General features: G+C 36.7%; 17 protein-coding genes. 13 read left to right on the top strand and 4 right to left on the bottom strand.

The annotated features are described in order from the left end of the window. Positions 1–34: 34 nt before the first annotated feature. From ACECE_RS0204020 to ACECE_RS0203960, 13 genes are all read left to right on the top strand, one after another. Entirely contained in the window at positions 35–733 is a 699-nt protein-coding gene (locus ACECE_RS0204020; RefSeq protein WP_010244400.1) for an ABC transporter ATP-binding protein, read from the top strand. Between the two features lie 17 nt (positions 734–750). Further along, positions 751–2,076, top strand: coding sequence for a type I glutamate--ammonia ligase (glnA, locus tag ACECE_RS0204015; protein WP_010244397.1), 1,326 nt, complete (start codon positions 751–753; stop codon positions 2,074–2,076). A 45-nt stretch (positions 2,077–2,121) separates the two neighbouring features. Next, positions 2,122–3,360 carry an aspartate aminotransferase family protein gene (locus ACECE_RS0204010; RefSeq protein ID WP_010244395.1) on the top strand — a complete coding sequence of 413 codons (1,239 nt, stop codon included), beginning with the start codon at positions 2,122–2,124 and terminating at the stop codon, positions 3,358–3,360. Positions 3,361–3,362: 2 nt separating this feature from the next. Continuing rightward, positions 3,363–4,511: an iron-containing alcohol dehydrogenase gene (locus tag ACECE_RS0204005; RefSeq protein WP_010244394.1), complete on the top strand. Its 1,149-nt coding sequence runs from the start codon at positions 3,363–3,365 to the stop codon at positions 4,509–4,511. Between the two features lie 103 nt (positions 4,512–4,614). Continuing rightward, a complete protein-coding gene (sdaAB, locus tag ACECE_RS0204000) occupies positions 4,615–5,289 on the top strand; it encodes an L-serine ammonia-lyase, iron-sulfur-dependent subunit beta (RefSeq protein ID WP_010244392.1) in 675 nt (224 codons plus the stop codon). Next, positions 5,279–6,178, top strand: coding sequence for an L-serine ammonia-lyase, iron-sulfur-dependent, subunit alpha (gene sdaAA / locus ACECE_RS0203995; protein ID WP_010244390.1), 900 nt, complete (start codon positions 5,279–5,281; stop codon positions 6,176–6,178). Before sdaAB ends, sdaAA begins: the two co-directional genes overlap by 11 nt. Positions 6,179–6,403: 225 nt before the next feature. After that, entirely contained in the window at positions 6,404–6,991 is a 588-nt protein-coding gene (locus tag ACECE_RS0203990) for a TetR/AcrR family transcriptional regulator (RefSeq protein ID WP_010244388.1), read from the top strand. Positions 6,992–7,007: 16 nt separating this feature from the next. Further along, positions 7,008–7,247, top strand: coding sequence for a zinc ribbon domain-containing protein (locus ACECE_RS0203985; protein ID WP_010244384.1), 240 nt, complete (start codon positions 7,008–7,010; stop codon positions 7,245–7,247). Positions 7,248–7,372: 125 nt separating this feature from the next. Continuing rightward, positions 7,373–8,197, top strand: a complete 825-nt coding sequence (locus ACECE_RS0203980) for an MBL fold metallo-hydrolase (protein ID WP_010244381.1) — start codon at positions 7,373–7,375, stop codon at positions 8,195–8,197. Between the two features lie 301 nt (positions 8,198–8,498). Continuing rightward, entirely contained in the window at positions 8,499–8,909 is a 411-nt protein-coding gene (locus ACECE_RS0203975; protein WP_010244378.1) for a YjdF family protein, read from the top strand. 96 nt (positions 8,910–9,005) lie between these two features. After that, positions 9,006–9,539 carry a rubrerythrin gene (gene rbr / locus ACECE_RS0203970; protein WP_010244376.1) on the top strand — a complete coding sequence of 178 codons (534 nt, stop codon included), beginning with the start codon at positions 9,006–9,008 and terminating at the stop codon, positions 9,537–9,539. An 18-nt stretch (positions 9,540–9,557) separates the two neighbouring features. Further along, positions 9,558–9,944: a desulfoferrodoxin family protein gene (locus ACECE_RS0203965; protein WP_010244373.1), complete on the top strand. Its 387-nt coding sequence runs from the start codon at positions 9,558–9,560 to the stop codon at positions 9,942–9,944. A 353-nt stretch (positions 9,945–10,297) separates the two neighbouring features. Next, positions 10,298–11,026, top strand: a complete 729-nt coding sequence (locus ACECE_RS0203960) for an alpha/beta hydrolase (RefSeq protein WP_010244370.1) — start codon at positions 10,298–10,300, stop codon at positions 11,024–11,026. Between the two features lie 186 nt (positions 11,027–11,212). Here ACECE_RS0203960 and ACECE_RS0203955 read toward each other — a convergent pair whose 3' ends face one another. The 4 genes from ACECE_RS0203955 to ACECE_RS0203940 form a co-directional block, all read right to left on the bottom strand. Further along, positions 11,213–12,007 carry a mechanosensitive ion channel domain-containing protein gene (locus ACECE_RS0203955; protein WP_162862477.1) on the bottom strand — a complete coding sequence of 265 codons (795 nt, stop codon included), beginning with the start codon at positions 12,005–12,007 and terminating at the stop codon, positions 11,213–11,215. Positions 12,008–12,102: 95 nt separating this feature from the next. After that, positions 12,103–13,143 (bottom strand): mechanosensitive ion channel family protein, encoded by a 1,041-nt coding sequence (locus tag ACECE_RS0203950; protein ID WP_010244365.1) that lies wholly within the window; start codon positions 13,141–13,143, stop codon positions 12,103–12,105. A 12-nt stretch (positions 13,144–13,155) separates the two neighbouring features. Continuing rightward, on the bottom strand, positions 13,156–14,007 hold the full coding sequence (locus tag ACECE_RS0203945; RefSeq protein WP_010244360.1) for a hypothetical protein: 852 nt from the start codon (positions 14,005–14,007) through the stop codon (positions 13,156–13,158). Continuing rightward, positions 14,007–19,844 carry a X2-like carbohydrate binding domain-containing protein gene (locus ACECE_RS0203940; RefSeq protein ID WP_162862476.1) on the bottom strand — a complete coding sequence of 1,946 codons (5,838 nt, stop codon included), beginning with the start codon at positions 19,842–19,844 and terminating at the stop codon, positions 14,007–14,009. Before ACECE_RS0203940 ends, ACECE_RS0203945 begins: the two co-directional genes overlap by 1 nt. Between the last annotated feature and the right edge of the window lie 496 nt (positions 19,845–20,340).

The following is a 20,340-nucleotide window of genomic DNA, read 5'->3' as shown; positions in this document are numbered from 1 at the left end:
TTTGTTGGCATGAAAAGTATCAGGAGGTGTAAGTATGCTGAAAGCAGAGAATATAGTGTCGGGATATAATAAAGTAATGATTGTAAATAATGTAAATATTAAGGTGGAAAAAGGTGAGATGGTATCAATCATTGGACGAAACGGTGTAGGAAAGAGCACACTTATGAAAACACTGATAGGTCTCAATAAGACAGAAAAAGGTAGGATATATTTTGGTAACAGGGATATTACAAAAACAAAGGCACATTTCAGGGCTCAAACAGGAATAGGATATGTGCCTCAGGGACATGGTGTTTTCCCGCTTTTGACGGTAGAAGAAAACCTTAGAATGGGGAAGAGTATAAACTCAAAAAAATCAAACGATAATTTTGAAATTGTATATAATTACTTTCCAATACTAAAGGAAAGAAAAAAACAAAAAGCCGGCACAATGAGCGGGGGAGAGCAGGCGATGCTGTCTATCGGAAGAGTGCTTATCGGTTCGCCGGAAATTATTCTATTAGACGAACCGAGTGAGGGTGTTCAACCTAATATTGTCAGCCAGATGGGTGAAATTCTCACAAAAATTTCAAAAGAGTTAAATATGACTGTCCTAATAGTAGAACAACATATGGGATTGATTCAGCAGGTTTCCGACCGTGGATATGTTATGGATAAAGGATGCATCATAGCTGAGATAACTAAGGAGCAGATTAACAATTCTGAGGGAATAAGGAGATACCTGACTATCTGAGATGGAGGTTTTAAGTTATGGATATGGAAACCATTTGTAAGTTGATTGATGATAACGATGTTCAATTTATTCGACTGCAATTTACTGACATTTTAGGGCACTTGAAAAATGTCGCAATTACTAAGAGTCAATTGGAGAATGCGTTTAATAATAAAATCATGTTTGATGGCTCGTCTATTGAAGGTTTTGTGAGGATTGAGGAATCCGATATGTATTTGCGGCCTGATCTGGATACATTTGTAATATTACCGTGGAGACCATCTGAAGAGCGTGTGGCAAGGCTTATTTGTGATGTATATGATCCGGAAGGATATCCATTTCAAGGGGATCCAAGGTATCAATTGAAAAAGGCACTTGAGGAAGCTGAGGAAATGGGATATATATTTCAGGTTGGTGCGGAATGTGAGTTTTTTATATTTCATACAGATGAATCTGGAATGTCTACAAATATAACTCATGACAAATCCGGTTACTTTGATTTGGAACCCATTGATTTAGGAGGGGATATCAGGCGTGAAATATGTCTGGTATTAAGTAAGATGGGATTTGAAGTTGAAACTTCTCACCATGAGGTGGCAGTGGGCCAACATGAGGTGGATTTCAAGTACAGTAATGCTCTTAAGGCTGCGGACAATATCATGACTTTTAAACTTGCAGTCCGGGCAATAGCAAAAAAATACGGATTATGTGCAACCTTTATGCCAAAGCCTCTGGAAGGAGAGAATGGTTCTGGTTTACACATTAATATGTCTTTGATGAAGGACGGACAGAATATTTTTTATGACAGGAATGATCCTAAGGGCAACGGCTTGAGTCAGGAGGCATATTATTTTATTTCAGGAATAATGGAACATATAAAAGCAATGACAGCAATAAACAATCCTACTGTCAACTCATACAAAAGGTTGATAAAAGGTTATGAGGCACCGGTATATATATGCTGGTCATGTAAGAACAGAAGTCCTTTGATCAGAGTGCCGGCGTCAAGAGGTTGTGCAACAAGGGTAGAACTCAGGTCACCTGATCCAACTGCCAATCCCTATCTTGTTTTAGCAGCATGTTTGAAAGCAGGACTTGATGGAATAAAGAAATGCTCTGAACCTCCTGAACAGGTCTCAAGTAACATATTTAAGATGAAGAAGAGTGAAAGAAGAAAACTGGGGATTGATAATTTGCCGGACAATCTGGAAAAGGCCTTGAAAGAGTTGAAAAAGGATGAAGTTATAAAAGAGGCGATTGGGCAGCATGTTCTGAAATGCTTTTTGAAGCTCAAGAAAAAGGAATTGAAGGAATTCAGAAATAACATAGCAGCATGGGAATTGAATAAATACCTGAACTATTAATGGTGTTAATAGCCTGTAAATGAATAATTAAAGGGAGGAATTGCGATGAAACTGAAAGATAGTGGTATGACAAGCAAGGAACTTAAGGATACCGTCAAAAAGTATATGATTGAGACTTACGAAAGATTTGATTTTATTGCAGAGACTGCAAAAGGTATATATTTATATGATGAAAATGGGGAGAAATATCTGGATTTTTATGGGGGAATTGCAGTAAACAGTGTCGGAAACTGTAACGAAAAGGTGATTGAAGCAATAAAGAATCAAGCGGAAGATATCATACATACGTTTAATTATCCATATACTATTCCGCAGGCTATGCTTGCAAAATTAATCTGTGAAACAATCGGAATGGATAAGATTTTCTTTCAAAGTACCGGGACTGAAGCAAACGAAGCAATGATCAAACTGGCTAGAAAATATGGAACTGAAAAGTATGGCCCTGAAAAATACCATATTGTAACAGCTAAAAAGGGCTTTCACGGAAGAACATACGGCTCTCTGTCTGCTACAGGCCAGCCTGACAATTCATGTCAGTATGGTTATAAGCCGACTCTTCCAGGTTTTTCTTATGCGGAATTTAATAACTTACAGGAATTTACGGATGCCTGCAATGAAAATACGATAGCAGTTATGATTGAACCGATTCAGGGAGAAGGAGGCGTTAATCCTGCAACAGCGGAATTTATTCAGGGCCTTCGAAAATTATGTGATGAAAGAGGGATGCTGCTGCTTTTAGATGAAGTTCAGACTGGATGGTGCAGAACAGGAAAGACAATGGCATTTATGCATTATGAAGTAAAAGCGGACATAATTTCTATGGCTAAGGCTATGGGAGGAGGGATGCCTATTGGTGCCATTTGTGCTACGGATGAAGTCGCAAAAGCTTTTACAGTGGGATCCCACGGAACAACTTATGGTGGAAACCCCGTTTGCTGTGCAGCGTCTTATGCAGCAATTAGTGAACTGCTCGACAGGAAGCTTGCAGAAAATGCGAAAATAGTGGGCGAGTATTTTATGGAAAAACTTACAACACTTCCAAAAGTAAAAGAAGTAAGAGGAAAAGGTCTGTTAGTTGGTGTTGAATTTGATGGTATTAGCAGTGTTGATGTAAAGCATGCATGTTTTGACAGAAAACTTATGATCACAGCAATTGGAAGCAATATAATACGAATGGTTCCTCCGCTAACAGTGACAAAAGAAGATTGTGACAAAGCTTTTAAAATTATTAATGAAGCGGTAAATGAAATACTGGCACATAGCTTAAATTGGGAGGAAGATTAACTATGCAAGATTTTATGTTCTCAGTTCCACAGAACATTGTATTTGGTAAAGGCAGTATTAAAAAGCTGTCATCATTAGTTGAGAAAATTGGTGCAAAAAAACTTTTGGTTATATCTGGAAGAAACCTTGAAAAGGTTGGCACAGTTCAGCGCATTACAGATATATTGGATAAATCAGGGATAGAACATGAAGAGTTTTTAGACGTTGAACCCAATCCGTCAGTTGAAACAGTAAATGCAGCTATGGCTATTTATAGGAACAGCAAAGCAGAAGCAATTATAGCACTTGGCGGAGGCAGTCCTATGGATGTTGCAAAAGCGGTAGGCATTCTTGCAGCACATGGTGGTGAGATTACTCAGTATGAAGGTTCAAATCTTGTACCCAGCAAAATTGTACCGGTTTTGGCGATTCCGACGACAGCAGGAACAGGAAGTGAAACTACTGCATTTGCGGTTATTACTGACAAGTCCCGAAATTACAAATTTACCGTATCCAGCAATGAGTTGATACCATGTTATGCAGTTATGGACCCGGAGCTTATTATGTCACTGCCGGCATTTGTTGCGGCATCTACCGGCATTGATGCTCTTGTCCACGCTATTGAAGCATATTTATCCAAAGTGGCATCTCCATTTACCGATGCTATGGCTGAGAAGTCCATGGAATTGATTGGCAAAAATATCCGGAGATTTGTTGCAGACAGAAGTAATGAGGAAGCAGCATGTTCCATGATGATGGCAAGTAATTTTGCTGGAATTGCTTTTTCCTGGGCAAGGCTTGGGAATGTTCATGCAATGGCTCATCCTCTTGGAGGCTTTTTTAATGTTCCACATGGAGTGGCAAATGCCATATTAATGCCTGTAGTTCTGGAATACAATGCGTTGTCTGATAATGGGAAATACGAGAAAATATACAACTTAATTAAGGAAGGAAAAACAAATACAGACTTTTTCACTCCGGATACTCTTGTTCATGAAATACGCAGACTGATAGAATCTCTTGGCATTCCCGGAAATTTAAGCAGTGTTGGTGTGACGGAAGATAAAATTCCACTTATGGCTTCAGATGCAATGAAGAGCGGAAATATAGCAGTTAATCCAAGAGTAAGTATCGCATCGGATATAGAAATGTTATACAAAAAAGCAATGTGATACGATTTATTATGGAACTGTGAATATTCTATTTTTAAAATATGTTGATCAATTAGTGAAACAAGGATGTGGGAAAAATGGATAAAAACGAGGTGTTGCAATTGTGAATATTTTCGACATAATCGGACCTGTAATGGTTGGGCCGTCCAGTTCTCATACGGCAGGAGCAGTAAAAATCGGATTTAATGCAAGACAGCTGATAATGGATGAAATTCAATCTGTTGATATTTTACTGCATGGCTCTTTTTTAGCGACAGGTAAAGGACATGGAACGGATAAAGCGTTAATTGCAGGATTACTTGGAATGAAGCCCGATGATGAGCGAATTCCTTACAGCTTTCAAATTGCAGATGAAAGGGACATGAAATATAGCTTTTCAGGTATTGAGTTGAAAGATGCACACCCGAATACGGTCATGCTTAAGCTTAAAGGGGTAAATGGACGGGAACTTGAGGTTGTCGCAGCTTCACTTGGTGGAGGTACAATTAAGATTTGTCAGATTGATGGATTGCATGCAAACATTTGTGCGACTTATCCTACACTTATTGTTCATAATATGGATCAGCCGGGTCATGTATCCGAAGTTACTTCAATGTTGGGACATAAATCCGTTAATATTGCTGCTATGCAGCTATATAGGGATAAACGTGGCGGAAATGCTGTAATGGTAATTGAATGCGATCAGGAAGTTCCGCTTGAATCACTTGACTGGCTGAGAAAATTGGAGGGTGTTGTTAAAGTGACATACCTCAGTTTGGAGGAGGACAATGAGTTTTAATTCAATAAATGAGATAGTAAGAAGATGTGACGATACCTCTAAAACTTTCTGGGAAGTAATACTTGAAGATGATATAAGTGAAAGGATGGTTACAGCCGAAGAATCCGTGGGGAAAATGAAAAGTCTTTATATGTCCATGAAGCACAGTGACAACAGTTATGATCCAGACATTAAATCTGCAAGCGGACTTGTTGGAAATGATGGGAACAAGTTCAGTCTTGCATTGGAAAAAGGAATACTTTGCAGCGGTTCTTTTATTGGTGAAGTTATATCGAAGGCACTCAAAATAAGCGAATCAAATGCCTGTATGAAAAGGATCGTTGCAGCTCCAACTGCTGGTTCTTGTGGAGTAATCCCGGCCATACTTCTGACTTATGAGAGGCAGAACAATATAGACTTGGACAAAATGGTAGAATCAATGTACGTAGCAGCTGGAATAGGAGAAGTAATTGCAGTAAGGGCATTTATTTCAGGAGCAGCAGGCGGCTGCCAGGCTGAGATAGGTTCTGCAAGTGCTATGGCCGCAGGAGCATTGGCTTATTTGAATGGAGGGAGCAGTGAGTGCATAACTCATGCTGCGGCAATGGCTTTGAAGAATCTGTTAGGGCTGGTATGTGATCCGGTTGCAGGTCTTGTTGAGGTTCCGTGTGTAAAAAGAAATGTGGTGGGTGCTGTTAATGCCATAGCATGCTCTGATATGGCTATTGCCGGAGTAAGAAGCAGTATACCTCCGGATGAGGTGATTGATGCTATGAGAAGCGTAGGAGAATCCATATCGGTTTCGCTTAGGGAAACAGGAGAGGGAGGGCTTGCTGCGACGCCTTCAGCTAAGGAATATATGCGTAAAATTATTAATTGCAGCATGAAATTAAAAAGTTTTAATAATTGAATTGAAAATAGCAAATAGGTGCTTTTAAGTGTTAGTCAAACAATTTAGCAGAATTGGATTATCGCTAAATTGTACCAAAATCAGAGTGATTAGCCAAATTAGAAAGACTGTCGTTGATACAATGGCAGTTTTTTATTTTGCTATAAACCTTGTACATTCCATATTGACAGTGATCCCAAGTTTATTTATAATGAGTATATACTCAATGAGTTGGGAGTAAGTGAAATGATAAAGTCGCAAAGACAACAACAGAAGGAGAATACAAAGCAGCTTATTATCGACGTGGCACTTAACCAATTTGCTAAGGAGGGTCTGACAACGGCGAGGACTTCGGATATTGCAATTGCTGCAAAAGTATCCCACGGAACGATATTTGTCCATTTCCCCACTCGCGAGATTCTCTTGGATGCTGTAATTGAGGAATTCGGCATGCGCATTACCAAGCGGCTTCATGAACTTGTGAGTGAGAACTGTGGTATCAAGGAGGTACTTGAAGCTCATGTTAAAGGATTAAGTGAGCATGAGGGGTTTTATACACGCTTAGCTTCAGAAGGCAGATTACTGAATGAAAGCTCACGGAATTCATTAATTATGATACAGTCTGCTATTTCATTTCATATTAGCCAAGTCGCTGATCGGGAGATGGAAGCTGGTAAAATACGTTCAATGCCTGTTGCTCTTCTTTTTAATACATGGATAGGACTGGTACATCACTACTTAGTCAACAGCGATTTATTTACACCTGAAGGTTCGGTTTTAGAAAGTTACGGCAAACAACTAATCGACCACTTTATAAATCTGATTTCAAAATAGAAAGGGGTTAATAAATATGAAGACATGTATTGCATGTGGTATGCCAATGAAAACAAAAGAAGATTTTGCTATGGGTGATGAAAGTAAGGAATATTGCAAATACTGTACAAAGCCTGACGGTACAATGCAAAATTATGATGAAAAGTTGAAGGGGATGACAGGGTTTATAATTAAAACTCAGGGGTTAGATGAGAAGGCAGCACAGAAAGCAGCAATAGGAATGATGGCGAAGTTGCCAGCATGGAAGGATTGTTAGGCATTTACTGAAAGGTGAAAAAAACTAGTTGCCACAAGGGATGAAATTAAAATTGCTGAACGAATGAATGCAGAAATTTAAATGATTGCTGATTTTATATCTATTCGAAAGGAAATTTGTTATTTATGATTGTAAAAACTCTGGTTGAAAACACATCAATATCAGATAATTACAAGTGCGAACATGGCCTTAGTTTATACATTGAAACCAAAGCGCATAAGCTTTTGTTTGATTTGGGGCAGAAGGACTTATTTATCGAAAATGCGGCCAAAATGAAGATTGACTTGTTACAGGTAGATACTGTAATTATATCCCATGGGCATTATGATCATGGTGGTGGACTTTCGGAATTCTTAAAAATAAATGATAAGGCAAAAATATATTTACAGGAAAAAGCTTTTGACAAACATTATTCCTTGAGAACAGAGGACACAAGAGACAATATTGGATTGGATGAAGCGTTAAAATCAAATGATAGATTGGTTTTTAATATCGGATACCTGAAAATTGATGATGAGCTGGAATTATTTGCAGGGGTTAAAGGGAATAAGCTTTTTTCCCTGTCAAATAAAACCTTATTGATGGAAACTGAAGAAGGTATTAAAGAGGATACCTTTGAACATGAACAAAGCCTGATTATAACTGAAGGCGGCAAGCAGTATTTAATAGCAGGGTGTGCACATAAAGGGATAGTCAACATAGTTAATCATGCGACATCTCTTAAAGGTAGAGATATGGATCTGATTATAAGCGGATTTCATTTGTATAACCCAAACACGCAAATACCTGAAGCGGCTGAATTAGTCGAAGATATTGCCAAAAAGCTCAATTCAACAGGTTCTGATTATTACACATGCCATTGTACAGGACTTGAGGCATACTCAATTTTGAAAAAAGCTATGAATGAAAATATTAAATATCTGGCAACAGGAATGGAAATTCAAATTTAAATACAAAATGAGCAGGAAAACGTGAATAAGTGAGAGAATCATAGAGACAAAACTTTTTACATAAAGATATTTCGAGACAGATTATAGCAGTGCTTTGACTAAAGGAATTTTTGACTTATTCAGGTAAAATTAGCTATAATTAATGTAGAGAGATAAAAACACGATCCGGGCTGGTCGCAAGCTAAGCTTGCTGCTCGCCCATGCTTCCCGGTTGGTAGTCCGGATGCAGGATATCCTGTCAGTAACCTGCCCTCCTGGGGTTGTCCATTCTCTTGAAAGTAAACTTACAGGAGGAAGTAAAATGAATGCTAAATTGACGGTCTATTTTGATGACCCTTTTTGGGTTGGAGTATTTGAAAGGATTGACGAAGGTTTGCTGGAAACTTCAAGAGTTGTTTTTGGGGCTGAGCCAAAGGATTACGAGGTCTATGCTTTTGTTCTTGAAAACTATTATAAGCTTAAGTTCAGCAGACCTATTAGAGTTGACTTTGAATCAGAAAAAAGGATAAACCCAAAGCGACTTCAACGAAAAGTTAGGAAAGAAACTTCGGATTCAGGTATTGGCACCAAAGCACAGCAAGCAATAAAATTGGAGCATGAAGCTCGAAAACAGGAACAGAAAAAGACCTCTAAGGAAAAACGTAAGGAGTGGGATCAGCTTAAGTTTGAAAAAAGGCAGGAAAAAAAGAAGGAAAAGAAAAAGGGGCATTAATATAAATTAGGAGTTTTGGCTTCACTTAGTAAAAATCTTCAGAAGGAAATTCTGGAGAAGGATTGATATAAATAATGAAAATAAAGGAGAAAAAACATGAATATTAAAGGAACAAAAACGGAGAAAAATCTTGCAGCGGCATTTGCTGGTGAATCACAGGCAAGGAACAAGTACACATACTTTGCATCTGTTGCAAAAAAAGAAGGCTACGAGCAAATTGCAGCAATATTTGAAGAAACCGCAAACAATGAAAAAGAACACGCAAAACTATGGTTCAAGGCGCTTGGTGAACTCGGAGACACAGCGGCTAATCTTCTTCATGCAGCAGAAGGTGAAAACTATGAATGGACTGATATGTATGAAGGATTTGCAAAGGATGCAGAAGCAGAAGGCTTTACTGCACTTGCCGCTCAGTTCAGAATGGTTGCAAAAATAGAGAAGGCTCACGAGGAAAGATACCGTGCGCTTCTTAAGAATATTGAAATGCAAAAGGTATTTGAAAAAGCAGAAGAAACCATGTGGGAATGCCGTAACTGCGGTCATCTTGTAATGGGGAAGAAAGCTCCTGAGGTTTGTCCTGTCTGCGCACATCCAAAAAGCTTCTTTGAAGTGAGAAAAGAAAACTACTAAATTTATGGAGGGATTGCTATGTGTAGTAAACAAAAATTCTTTGTCTGCAAGCATTGTGGAAATTTGATAGGTATGATTGAGAATAAAGGCGTTCCAATGATCTGCTGTGGTGAAAAAATGAATGAACTGATTCCAAACACAGTCGAAGCTTCGGTTGAAAAGCATTTACCTGTTATCTCAGCTATAGGCAATAAGATTGAGGTTGCAATTGGCAGTATCTCTCACCCCATGGAAGAAGCACATCATATTGATTTTGTATATGTTGAAACAGAGTGCGGCGGTCAACGGAAATGCCTAAAAATTGGTGATACTCCAAGAGCCGTCTTTAGCTTTGAAGAGGATAAACCAATAGCTGTATATGCATATTGTAATCTTCATGGCCTTTGGAAAACGGAAATTAAATAATAATACTGAGTTAAAGATTAGCCAAATAAACAACCATCTGATGATAAAAAGCATTTTATCAATAGATGGTTTTGTTTTACCATAAAAAGGCTTGAAACAAGCGATTTTCGAATATTTTAGAGGGTCGCTTGTTTCAGTTATTAGTCATTGATATTATGGTTTTTCATCATTATTCGGTTACTGAAGCCGAGAGGCAGGTTAGTAATCGATAAAATAACAGTGAAATAGGCTAACCAACATTCTAGAAATATGGTAAAATGACAGTTAGCCATCGATAAAATTATTGACCGAAGGACCATGGAATTATAAAAAGAGACGGGGAATCAAGTCTCCTAACGGAAAAGAAAAATCAGATGAGTAAAAATGGTGAAAAGGGAGAAAAATTGGAAATGAAGAAAGAAATACTTTGTATTGATGGTATTCCTGCAATCCTATGGGGAAAAACGTCTGAAAAAATATATATCCATGTTCATGGTAAAATGAGCAGAAAAGAATACGCTGAACAATTTGCAATAATTGCAGATAATGAAGGCTATCAAACGCTCAGCTTTGACCTTCCGGAGCATGGTGAAAGAACAGATAATGCATATAGATGTGATGTGTGGAATGGAATGCATGATTTGAATGTGATAGCAGATTATGTTTTTGGCAAATGGAATCAAGTATCACTATTTGCTTGCAGTCTGGGAGCTTATTTTTCATTGAATACATATGTTAACAGACCTTTTGATAAATGTTTGTTTCAGTCACCGATAGTGGATATGAAATGGCTTGTAGAACATATGATGATGTGGTCAGGTGTAACAGAAAAGCAGCTTGAAGAAGAAAAAGAAATAGTTACAGATATTGATACTCTTCGATGGGATTATTATCAATATATTCAAACACACCCAATTACCAAATGGCTATTTGCTACATCAATTCTTTATGGAGGCAAGGACAATTTGCAGCCACTTGAAAGCCTGCAATCATTTACTGATAAATTTCAATGTAGGCTAACTGTATCTGAACAGAGTGAGCATCCATTCATGAGCCCATCTGATTATGGTGTTGTGGAACAATGGTTGCTAGAAAATATATAAAATTAATCCAGCCATCAGGTTTACTGATAACTAAGTTAAGAAGGCTTTTGCTACGTTATTAAGAAATTGCATAACTACTTTGGTTAAAGGTTTACAGTTATGTTTAATTATCAATGGAGTCGGAGGGAATTGATTATTTCAATTCCCCACCGCTCACTGACACGGTATCACTCACATCTATAACACTCAATATTCCACATGTTGCAAAAATATATTCTTATCCTTTTCAATAAAGTTTTTATGTAATTGCATTGTCAGACTAACAATTGCTTTTTTTCGGTCCTTTCCCTTACATCTTCCCATAAACCTTAAAAACATTTTTCCGTCTTTGAATTTCTCAATACCTAAAAATTGGGGTTTTTCAGTAAACTGGGGATATTTGGTTTCGGGATCAGAAAGCACATTGTTTACAATCTCGTCAATTTCTTTCATGGGTATTTGGGCCGATACTTTTGCATCTAAAAAAATAGTGCTAGGATTAAAGGATGCGTTATTAAAATTTGTAAACTTGCAACTTTCTATTTTTTTACGATTTTCATCTCCATCTTCAATCATCGTATAAAACAAATTTGTCTCCACGACGATACCAGCATATTTTTTGATTACAATAAAATCAAAGGGATGAATTACGTCTTCCGCAGCAATAAACACGCCAGCAAGGATATTTTTAATGGTTTTTTTGCTTGCAGTCGCAACCATCACCGCCAAGACTGCACTGATTGCTTTTAAAGATTTTGCATCCACACCATAAGCCACTAATATATCATAAACCATGTTTATAATCAGCAAACATATTACAACATTCCCCAAAAAACCCAAGAGCGTTTCATTCGCCCCAAAATAGTTGATTGCAATATAGGCAATTTTTTGAACAAAATAAATGATTATACCCGTATAAAAAGCAACCGAAACCATAGACAACAACTTCTCTGAAGAAATGGGCAAAAAAAGTTGCGGTTTATAGGTTACTACCAAAAACATAACTATCGTTAAAATTAGAAATAGTAATACCCAAAGATCATTTGTGCTTTTTCGCTTATTGATAACATTCACCTTCGTTCTTTAAAATAACAACCTTAATTCATTCCATCTTCCATATGCTTTGATAAAGCTTTTTGAGCACGCACAAAGTTTAATGCCTTTTCCTTTTCCTTTTCTGTAACCTTTTGGAATACAGTATTGTCATTTACCACAATGTGCTGGAATGGAATAGATATGTTATGTTCATCAAACAACAACTTTATTTCACGGTTTAAATCACGGGTGATCTGAAATTTGTCTAATTCCCTACAGTTTGCAATGATTTTTAAACCCACACCATTTGCACCCAAAGTTCCAATGCCTTTATAAAACGGTCCTTCAACAATACCTTCTATTCTGGAACCAATTGATTGAAGATTTTCGGATAAAATACTTTCTACCCGCTCTAATGACTCTCCATATTCGATTTCTACATCACACACAGCCAAAGATAAGTGATTGGTCATATTAATGATATCTCCAGCTTTTGAATTGTTGATTATTTTGGTATCCCCACCTATATCAACAATTTTTATTGTTCGAATACCAATTTCTTTTACTGTGCCGCGAAAACCTCCAATTACAACAATATCGCCAACATTGAAAGTTTTTTCAAATACCAAGAATAATCCGGCAATGATGTCTTCTATTAAGCTTTGAGCACCCAGGCCAACTGCAAGGCCTAATATTCCAGCACCTGCCAACAATGTACCAGTATCAACACCAAATGCGCTTAAAACTACAAAAACAACCGCTATACCACATGCGTATTTTATAAAACTGTCTAAAAGCTTAATGACTGTTACGCCCTTTTTGCTTTTTTTCAGTATAAGATTAAAAATCATCCGTACAATCTTTTGACCCGCATAAATTAATATAATATAAGTAATTGATTTAAGAATGACGGGTAATTTATTTGCTAGATTGGTTTTGATAGCAAAGATAGATCCTATATTGGCAGTGAATACATTATCAGGTCCAAAGATTTTTTCCGCAAAAACACCCAGGATAATAAATCCAACCACCACTGCATAAATCATAATTTTCAAAATAAGTGAAATTGTTTTTATAACATTCTTTTTGTTGTCTTCAGACATAATCAGCACCCCTTAGTTTTTTATAATTGCTGAATAAATTACCTTATTGTATATTTTTTCAGTTATATCCCTTGGTTTTTTTGTATCTGCCGTCAGCTCAAGGGTATACATAGGGCTGTCAAGATTTTCAAGACTGATTGGAATTGTATCGGATATGTTTATATTCTTGTTGAAAACTGTAGTATCTTGGTTTTTAATCGTCAACATAAAATTACTGTAATAAACATAGATATCTGACAAGTTAAACTGTACATAAATCATATTTTTGTCATTGTCTCTGTTTATCCTAATATCAGTTACTTTTGCATCATACTCGGTCGGGTCTCTTGTCGTCTTAAAGGTCTTTGAGTAATAAGTTCGTTCTAACCCCTCCAAAGATTTAATAGAAAACGTATATTGTGTATTTGGCTTCAAGTCTTTTACCGCTTCATTAATCAATCCATCAGTCAACTTTTTTTGGTAGGAGTAGCTGTCGTTTGAAATACCTATCACCAAATCATTGCCTGTTTCATTAGTGATATTGGCTTTATATTCAACATAGTTACTACTTATATCAAATTGGGATACATTAACAACGGGTGCGCCGCTGAAAGTGACAGCTACGGCAGTAACAGCGGTAATGGCTACCGATGCAAAAACTCCAGAAATAGATTGAACTTTTTCTCTTAAGGTACTGCGATCACTTTCTTCCTTTTCCGCTTGTTGAGGGCTGTAATTTTCATCTCTGGTTTCAGGATGAACCGTTGTTTCGTCAATGTTTCTCGTGTTTTCTTCCTTTGGGTGTGAATATTTTTCAGGGAAACTATTGGTATCGTTGTCTAAAACACTTTCTGGCTGAGAATATTTAACTTGCAACTCATCCATTACTTATCACCACCCTTTTGGGATTCCAAATTCTTAACATATAGCAAACAGATAATTAACAACAAAGGGATAACAACCAGTAACCACCCCCAAGTCGGAGCGTATTGTGAATCAAAAGCCACTGTAAAAGACGAAAACCGTTTAGCATGAACAATAATAGAATCATTGGCTAACTCTATGTATTCACCGTTTTGTGGTGTTGTGGTAATCGTCTGCATTTGTCCGTTGTGTTCTCGTATTATGTAATAATTGTTTTTGTTTTTCGCCTTATCGGTAAGCGGAATTTTTATCATTAAAGTATTATCTGTCTGTGATATGTATCCTGTTTGAGTATTTCCATTTACATCTGTAATCAATTTTTGAATAGACACATCGTAACTTTCAGCAGTTACTAATCCGCTTTTAGAGGCAAAATTATTGACTGATGAAAGCTTTTCAGCTGGCATTTCATCAGAAGATTTAACCATGGAATTGACTTTGACATTGCCACCAGATCTTAATATCTTTTGCTCTGTTACAGTGAAAACACTTTTTTGAGATGAATTGAGCAGATTATCCATATTTCTAATGTCAACATATCTTGCATTATTGGATTTTTGTGCTACAGTGGTTGTATTTGTCAGAGGCAGTATCATCACAAGTTCCATAATATCTTTATTAACAACGCTGATATCTAGTGTTTTGGACTTTCCATCCTTACTGATAGCTGTAAGGATATAATCACCTTGTGGAACTTGTATAAACCTGAATAACCCATTGTTATCAGTGGTCGTCTCTGCAAGCTGGGATCCATTTGAAGAAATTTTTACTTTAACATCCGGAACAATATTCCCATTTGAATCTGCAACACCGCCAAATACTGTGTAGGTTTTATTTACCCACCTAGGGTATAATGTAATATCACTTTTAACTGTATCAAAGGCAAAATCAAAAGATTGGCTTAAGTTTTTATCTAAATACCACCCAGCAAAGATTTTTCCCTCAATTTCAGGGACAGTGGGAATTGGTCTTACTAATGTGTCATAATAAATACCTGTTATGGGTTGGCGTGCAAGACTTCCGAAAAGCTCAAAATTTACAGTATAAGTATCCCTCGTAAATTTAGCATATATATTGACATCTTTGGTGACTGGATTCTTTGAGAAGTTCCAAGGTATTGTCAATTCAGGATTACTATACCATCCTACAAAACCATATCCTTTCAGTTCTGGATCTTGAGGCTTGTTTATAAATGTAGATTTTGCAACGCCAGTATAAATAATGTCTGGAGATCCATTATTACTTTTTATTGCTACAGAATATAGGTCATTACTCCATACTGCATATAATACCGCGTCGGTTGTTACTGTATCATAAGCAAAATCCCATAATTTATTGGTAGTTTTATCTAGAGTCCAACCGATAAATGCACTACCTGTCTTCATTGGACTTTGAGGCATATTGAGCAATTGACCCGATTGCGCACTCACAGGTTTTGGTACATTAATACCACCATTAGCATCAAAATTTATAGTTAGCTTTTTGTGAACAGTGATAGTGGCAGTTTCAAAGCTTATTTCATAACCGCTTGCCATAGCGCCAGAGAATGATACTGAGTGTATCCCTTCAGTTAGGGTAAAGTCATTACTAAGTATAGGATTGTTATCAATTAGTAAAATCATTTTTGATAAATCCAGAATATTTTCCGCAGCTTCCCCAGCAAGCAGTCCTTCTATGGTATAAGCAATCTCATTTTTTTGTATTTTTTCATTTTCAAAAAAGTCTACGCTGATTGGCGTAATGTGTATTTTTTTTAATTCATCTAATTCATTAGTAACTTGGAGCATGATTTGTGTTTCCAATGGTTTATTGTTTATATTCTGACTATTGTCATACTCTTTACCCTGTGGATTATAGCTTATTGTTAAGGTATAATTTCCTAGAGCAAGTGTATCAAGATAGCTTAATTTAAAGGTAATCATATCGCCAGAAACATCATAATCAGTGCCATTTACAAGTATTTTGGTACCATCTGTGATCTGTTTAATTGTATTGCCATTTAATTTTAACTTGGCCATTACATCGGATCCTTTTGCTTTGGAAAAACTGATATTTGCTGTTGCCTGCTGTGAATCGGTATAACTAACAATGCCGATTGTGTCTATGTATGATACTAGCCCAGAACCGCTGGTTATTTTTGCATAGATATATCCTGCAAATTTGGGGGCAATATTAAAGCTTGTCCCTGCTATCCAACCTTTTGCAGTTTTGATTGTATCGGCATTGTATCTTGTTTCAGATTGTAAGTACTCAGTTGTTGTTCCTGATATTTGTTCTTTTGCCGTAATGTTTACACTTTTTGTTTCCTTAAAAAACAACCCAAAAGTGATTTGATTAAGAAAAGTATTCCATTTATTTTCATCAATTGAAATCTCACCACTGGGGACTTCTCTGTCAATCTTGATATCTTGAATAGTTATTGCATCGGTCATTTGGCCACTTGAATTTTTTAGATAAATAATATAATTAGTCACCGAATCAGGAATTCTTATACTTTTCTGATATGTACCATTAAGGCTTGTTGCCACTGTATATGTGTTTGCAGGAACAATAGAAACCTCTGTATTTCTCCAACCCGTTGTATTGGGTTCAGGTGTTAAAGTATATGGATTTACAGGTAACGATAGATAACTTATGTTAAAATCTTTTGTGACACTTGCCTGTTCATAATTATTATCTTCTCCCACCGTAACACGAACAGTGTAATTTCCTACTGTAGCTGGCCCAGTTGTCGTGTAAGCATTATCTCCTGCCCCTTTCTCTTTGTATTCAATCGTTTCAGAGCCTGATCCCAGTTTACTAATGGTAGGTTCCAAAACGCCTTTGCCGTCATAAATCTTTGAAATATCACTTATATTGGTGATAGAGCCAGTTGCCTTTGAAACGCTCAAAGAAATAGTAGTTGTTGCAGGTTCTTGGTTATCTGTACCTTTAACAAATTCCTTGCCCTGTGGGTTATAAATTACTGTTAATGTATGATTTCCTGCCTCAAGTGTATTAAGATAACTTGCTTTAAAGGTAATTGTATCATCAAAAACAGTATAGTCAGTACTATTTGCAAGTGTTTTTTTACTATCAGTGATATCTTTAATGGTATTTCCATTTAAGATTACCCTTGAAGTTACATCTGAAGTGCTTGTTTTAGTAAATTTTATTTCTTCGGTTGCCTGTTGTGAATCGGTATAGCCAACCATGCCATCCGTGTCTATGTATGTTACCAGGCCAGCACCGCTGGTTATTTTTGCATAGATATATCCTGCAAAATTCGGCATTATATTAAAGCTTGTACCTGTTACCCAACCCGTTGCATTTTTAATTGACTCCCCATTATAGCTTGTTTCAGTTTGTAAGTATTCAGTTGTTGTTTCTGAAAGCTGATCTTCAGTAGTAATAGTTACATTTCTTGTTTCTTTAAAGAATATGCCAAATGTGATTTTATTAAGAAACTGACTCCATCTGTTTGTCCCCATCACAATTTGGCCTTTGGGTTGGGTACAGTCTACCTTATAGGTATCACTTGTAAGTTGATTTGAGATTGCTCCATCAGCATTATTTTTGAGATAATATGTTACAGTTTTATCTAAACCATCAGTATTATCAATATCAATGCTACCTGACCAACTGTTCCCCGTTAAGGCATTGCTTTGTGATATTGTAAAGCCCAAGGGTGCATTTAGAGAAATTTCGTTACTGTTAAACCAGCCGTTTGTACCATTCGGTTCTGAAATATTGGCTCTTTCATCTGGCGTATACTCCTTAATTTGAAAATATGCAGGTTTATTATCCAGAGCAATTGCATAGTTTTTTGCCTTAAACTCTCCATTGTCAGTAAGTGAAAGATCACCCAATGAAATGGCGTAATCGCCTATTTTGTCGCCTGTTTCTCTTGACAGCGAACCTATGAACGCAGGCGTTTCATTCCCAATATTGCCCTCATAAGTATAGTTAAGTTTTGGATCCATTGTACCATAAAGTTTGTTTTGGGTAGCAACACTACTAATGATAATATCCTTTTTTACAATGGTAAGAATTGCAATATTGCTTGTTGCAGAGGAATAATTCTCATCCTGCTCAATACTTGCCACCACATAGTATGTTCCTGCATCTACTGGTGCAGAAATACTAGTTGTGCAAATGCTATCAGAATAGTATGTGAAGGTTATTGCCCCAGTTGACCCTGTTTTGAAATTTATATCAGAGTCTTGGTAGTTTACTGCCGTTTTAGAGTATGTGACTGTTTTATCTATTATAGAAATAGTACTAATGGATTGATTTACCGTTATATCTGTAGTGACTACATCACTGTCGTTATAGTTATTATCACCTTGGCGATATACATTGATAGTAAACGAGCCTGCCCCATTTATAGTAACAATACCACCAGAAGTAATGGTTGCAATACTACCTGATACTGCAGGCGTTCCATTATATTTCTTCTCATTATTAATGCTCCATTTATAGTCACCTGTACCAGCTCCCCCCGAAGCGGTCAGTGTAAAGTTTGAATCACCAAAATTTTTAGTTATGGGTGCATCAATTATAGTAATAGCACTTTGGGTGCCTTTGTTTATTGTATAGTTTAAGTCATTTGATGAGGCTTCATTATTTTTATTGTCTCCTGCGTAGTGTGCACTAAATACATAGCTTGCTGCCTGTGCTGAGGTATATGTATAAGTAGCTTTTCCGTTTGAATCAGTCATAATAGCAGCTGTATTAAGCTTTGTATCTCCAAGGTAAAAGTCTATTGCCTTATTAGAAAGACTGTCCGCATTAGAAAGAGTAGCTGTTAACTCTATTTCAGCTGGATAGTCCGAAGGTGAGACAGGGTTTACAGACAACGCAAGTGAAGTTTCGTACTTATTGACAGTGATAGTAACCTCGTTAGAATACCCAGTTCCCAAAGAATTTGTAGCATAATATCTAATATAATACCCGTTTTGGGAAGCACTAAATATCTGTGTGCCAGGATCAAAATCGGTCCATGTTGTTCTGTCAGTGGAACTCAATTGCCATCCTTGTGATGTAATAGCATTTCCGTTATCACTAACCGTTGGCGTAGTCAAGGATAATAAGCTTTCTGAATATACGGAAGACGGAGATGAGATACTTTCCACTGTCGGAACAAATGTAACATAATAGGGGCTTACTTCTGAACCATCTCCTTGAAGCACCATAGAGCTGCAATTAACCTGAATCATGGGATAAGTAGTAAGCTTTTGAGTAGCATAAGTGTCGTGGAACCATATTTTGCTATTATCAGAAAAGTACGGCAGCAAAGTGCTGCCCCACATACCTGAATTTCTAAAATATTGGGAACCTACTTGAAATGTAACTGGAACGGTTGCTCCATTTGCGCTGTTGCTTCCACAAACATCTAAAGTAGAAGGAATATACACCTTATCCGTTGTGTTCACTGAGGTTCCATTAACATCAGTTGTTATTGAGGATGTTTGTATTACATTCTTTTCATTATCAGAAAATGCAGAATTATAAAATTCTCCATTAAGCCATGACCTCAAAGTTGAATCCATCCAATTTGCTTGTCCCATTACTTGATCGCCAACAGATGTAACTGCATATAACGTTACCATATTTTGATTAACCGATAAAACTCTCCATTTAATTGGAAGACTATTTGTGCTTCCGAAATTAATATAGCTGTCCACGGTAGGAGTACTGACTGCATAAGCTGGCAAAACCATAGCGGACATTAGGTTTATCAGTAATGAAAGTAATAACACGTTTGCTGTTATGTTGCTTGTTTTTTTATTTAAAAGACTTTTAATTTTTTGCTTCATAAAATCTTCTGACTCCCTTTCTTCTATATTTTGAGAATTAATCCCTTTGATTAATGATTTTACATAATCATTTCCCGCAATTAAGCTATGCATGAATTTCAATTTAAATTTCAAAAATCCTTATTAAATTGATTACTAGGATCACAATTGACCTTTAGAATATGAAAAAAGTAATAATAAGTACTTATTTGACTGCAACTTGACTACTGAACTATTCACTTCATATTATCGGAAAATTCATTGCGAAGATTTACAAGGACTCAATACAAATGATTCCGTCAAAAGTGATTAAAAAAGAAAAGTGTTTGCTTCTGATGGAAAAAATCCAGATAAGTGGATAGGAATGCTAATTTATCAACTGCTCGATCTGCATCCATTCATGAGCACTGAACTCCATTTTGATTCTTTCACCCAGTGAAAGCCTTCTGATTTGTACCTTGAGTATGTCTTTAACATTCTTCACAAGCTGCTCCCAGTGAAATAAATTCTTAAAGGA

Source organism: Acetivibrio cellulolyticus CD2 (assembly GCF_000179595.2).
Taxonomy (GTDB): Bacteria; Bacillota; Clostridia; order Acetivibrionales; family Acetivibrionaceae; genus Acetivibrio; species Acetivibrio cellulolyticus.
Note: the sequence above shows the minus strand (reverse complement) of the source record. Positions and strands in the feature narration are given on the sequence as shown.

Bases quoted from the DNA above. Each gene is read 5' to 3' on its own strand.
- ACECE_RS0203950 (WP_010244365.1), bottom strand. From the start codon at position 13,143: ATGTCTGAAGACAACAAAAAGAATGTTATAAAAACAATTTCACTTATT.
- ACECE_RS0203980 (WP_010244381.1), top strand. From the start codon at position 7,373: ATGATTGTAAAAACTCTGGTTGAAAACACATCAATATCAGATAATTAC.
- ACECE_RS0203965 (WP_010244373.1), top strand. From the start codon at position 9,558: ATGTGTAGTAAACAAAAATTCTTTGTCTGCAAGCATTGTGGAAATTTG.
- ACECE_RS0203940 (WP_162862476.1), bottom strand. From the start codon at position 19,844: ATGAAGCAAAAAATTAAAAGTCTTTTAAATAAAAAAACAAGCAACATA.
- ACECE_RS0203960 (WP_010244370.1), top strand. From the start codon at position 10,298: ATGAGTAAAAATGGTGAAAAGGGAGAAAAATTGGAAATGAAGAAAGAA.
- ACECE_RS0203945 (WP_010244360.1), bottom strand. From the start codon at position 14,007: ATGGATGAGTTGCAAGTTAAATATTCTCAGCCAGAAAGTGTTTTAGAC.
- ACECE_RS0203990 (WP_010244388.1), top strand. From the start codon at position 6,404: ATGATAAAGTCGCAAAGACAACAACAGAAGGAGAATACAAAGCAGCTT.
- rbr (WP_010244376.1), top strand. From the start codon at position 9,006: ATGAATATTAAAGGAACAAAAACGGAGAAAAATCTTGCAGCGGCATTT.
- sdaAA (WP_010244390.1), top strand. From the start codon at position 5,279: ATGAGTTTTAATTCAATAAATGAGATAGTAAGAAGATGTGACGATACC.
- glnA (WP_010244397.1), top strand. From the start codon at position 751: ATGGATATGGAAACCATTTGTAAGTTGATTGATGATAACGATGTTCAA.
- ACECE_RS0204020 (WP_010244400.1), top strand. From the start codon at position 35: ATGCTGAAAGCAGAGAATATAGTGTCGGGATATAATAAAGTAATGATT.
- ACECE_RS0204010 (WP_010244395.1), top strand. From the start codon at position 2,122: ATGAAACTGAAAGATAGTGGTATGACAAGCAAGGAACTTAAGGATACC.
- ACECE_RS0203975 (WP_010244378.1), top strand. From the start codon at position 8,499: ATGAATGCTAAATTGACGGTCTATTTTGATGACCCTTTTTGGGTTGGA.
- ACECE_RS0204005 (WP_010244394.1), top strand. From the start codon at position 3,363: ATGCAAGATTTTATGTTCTCAGTTCCACAGAACATTGTATTTGGTAAA.
- ACECE_RS0203985 (WP_010244384.1), top strand. From the start codon at position 7,008: ATGAAGACATGTATTGCATGTGGTATGCCAATGAAAACAAAAGAAGAT.
- ACECE_RS0203955 (WP_162862477.1), bottom strand. From the start codon at position 12,007: ATGTTTTTGGTAGTAACCTATAAACCGCAACTTTTTTTGCCCATTTCT.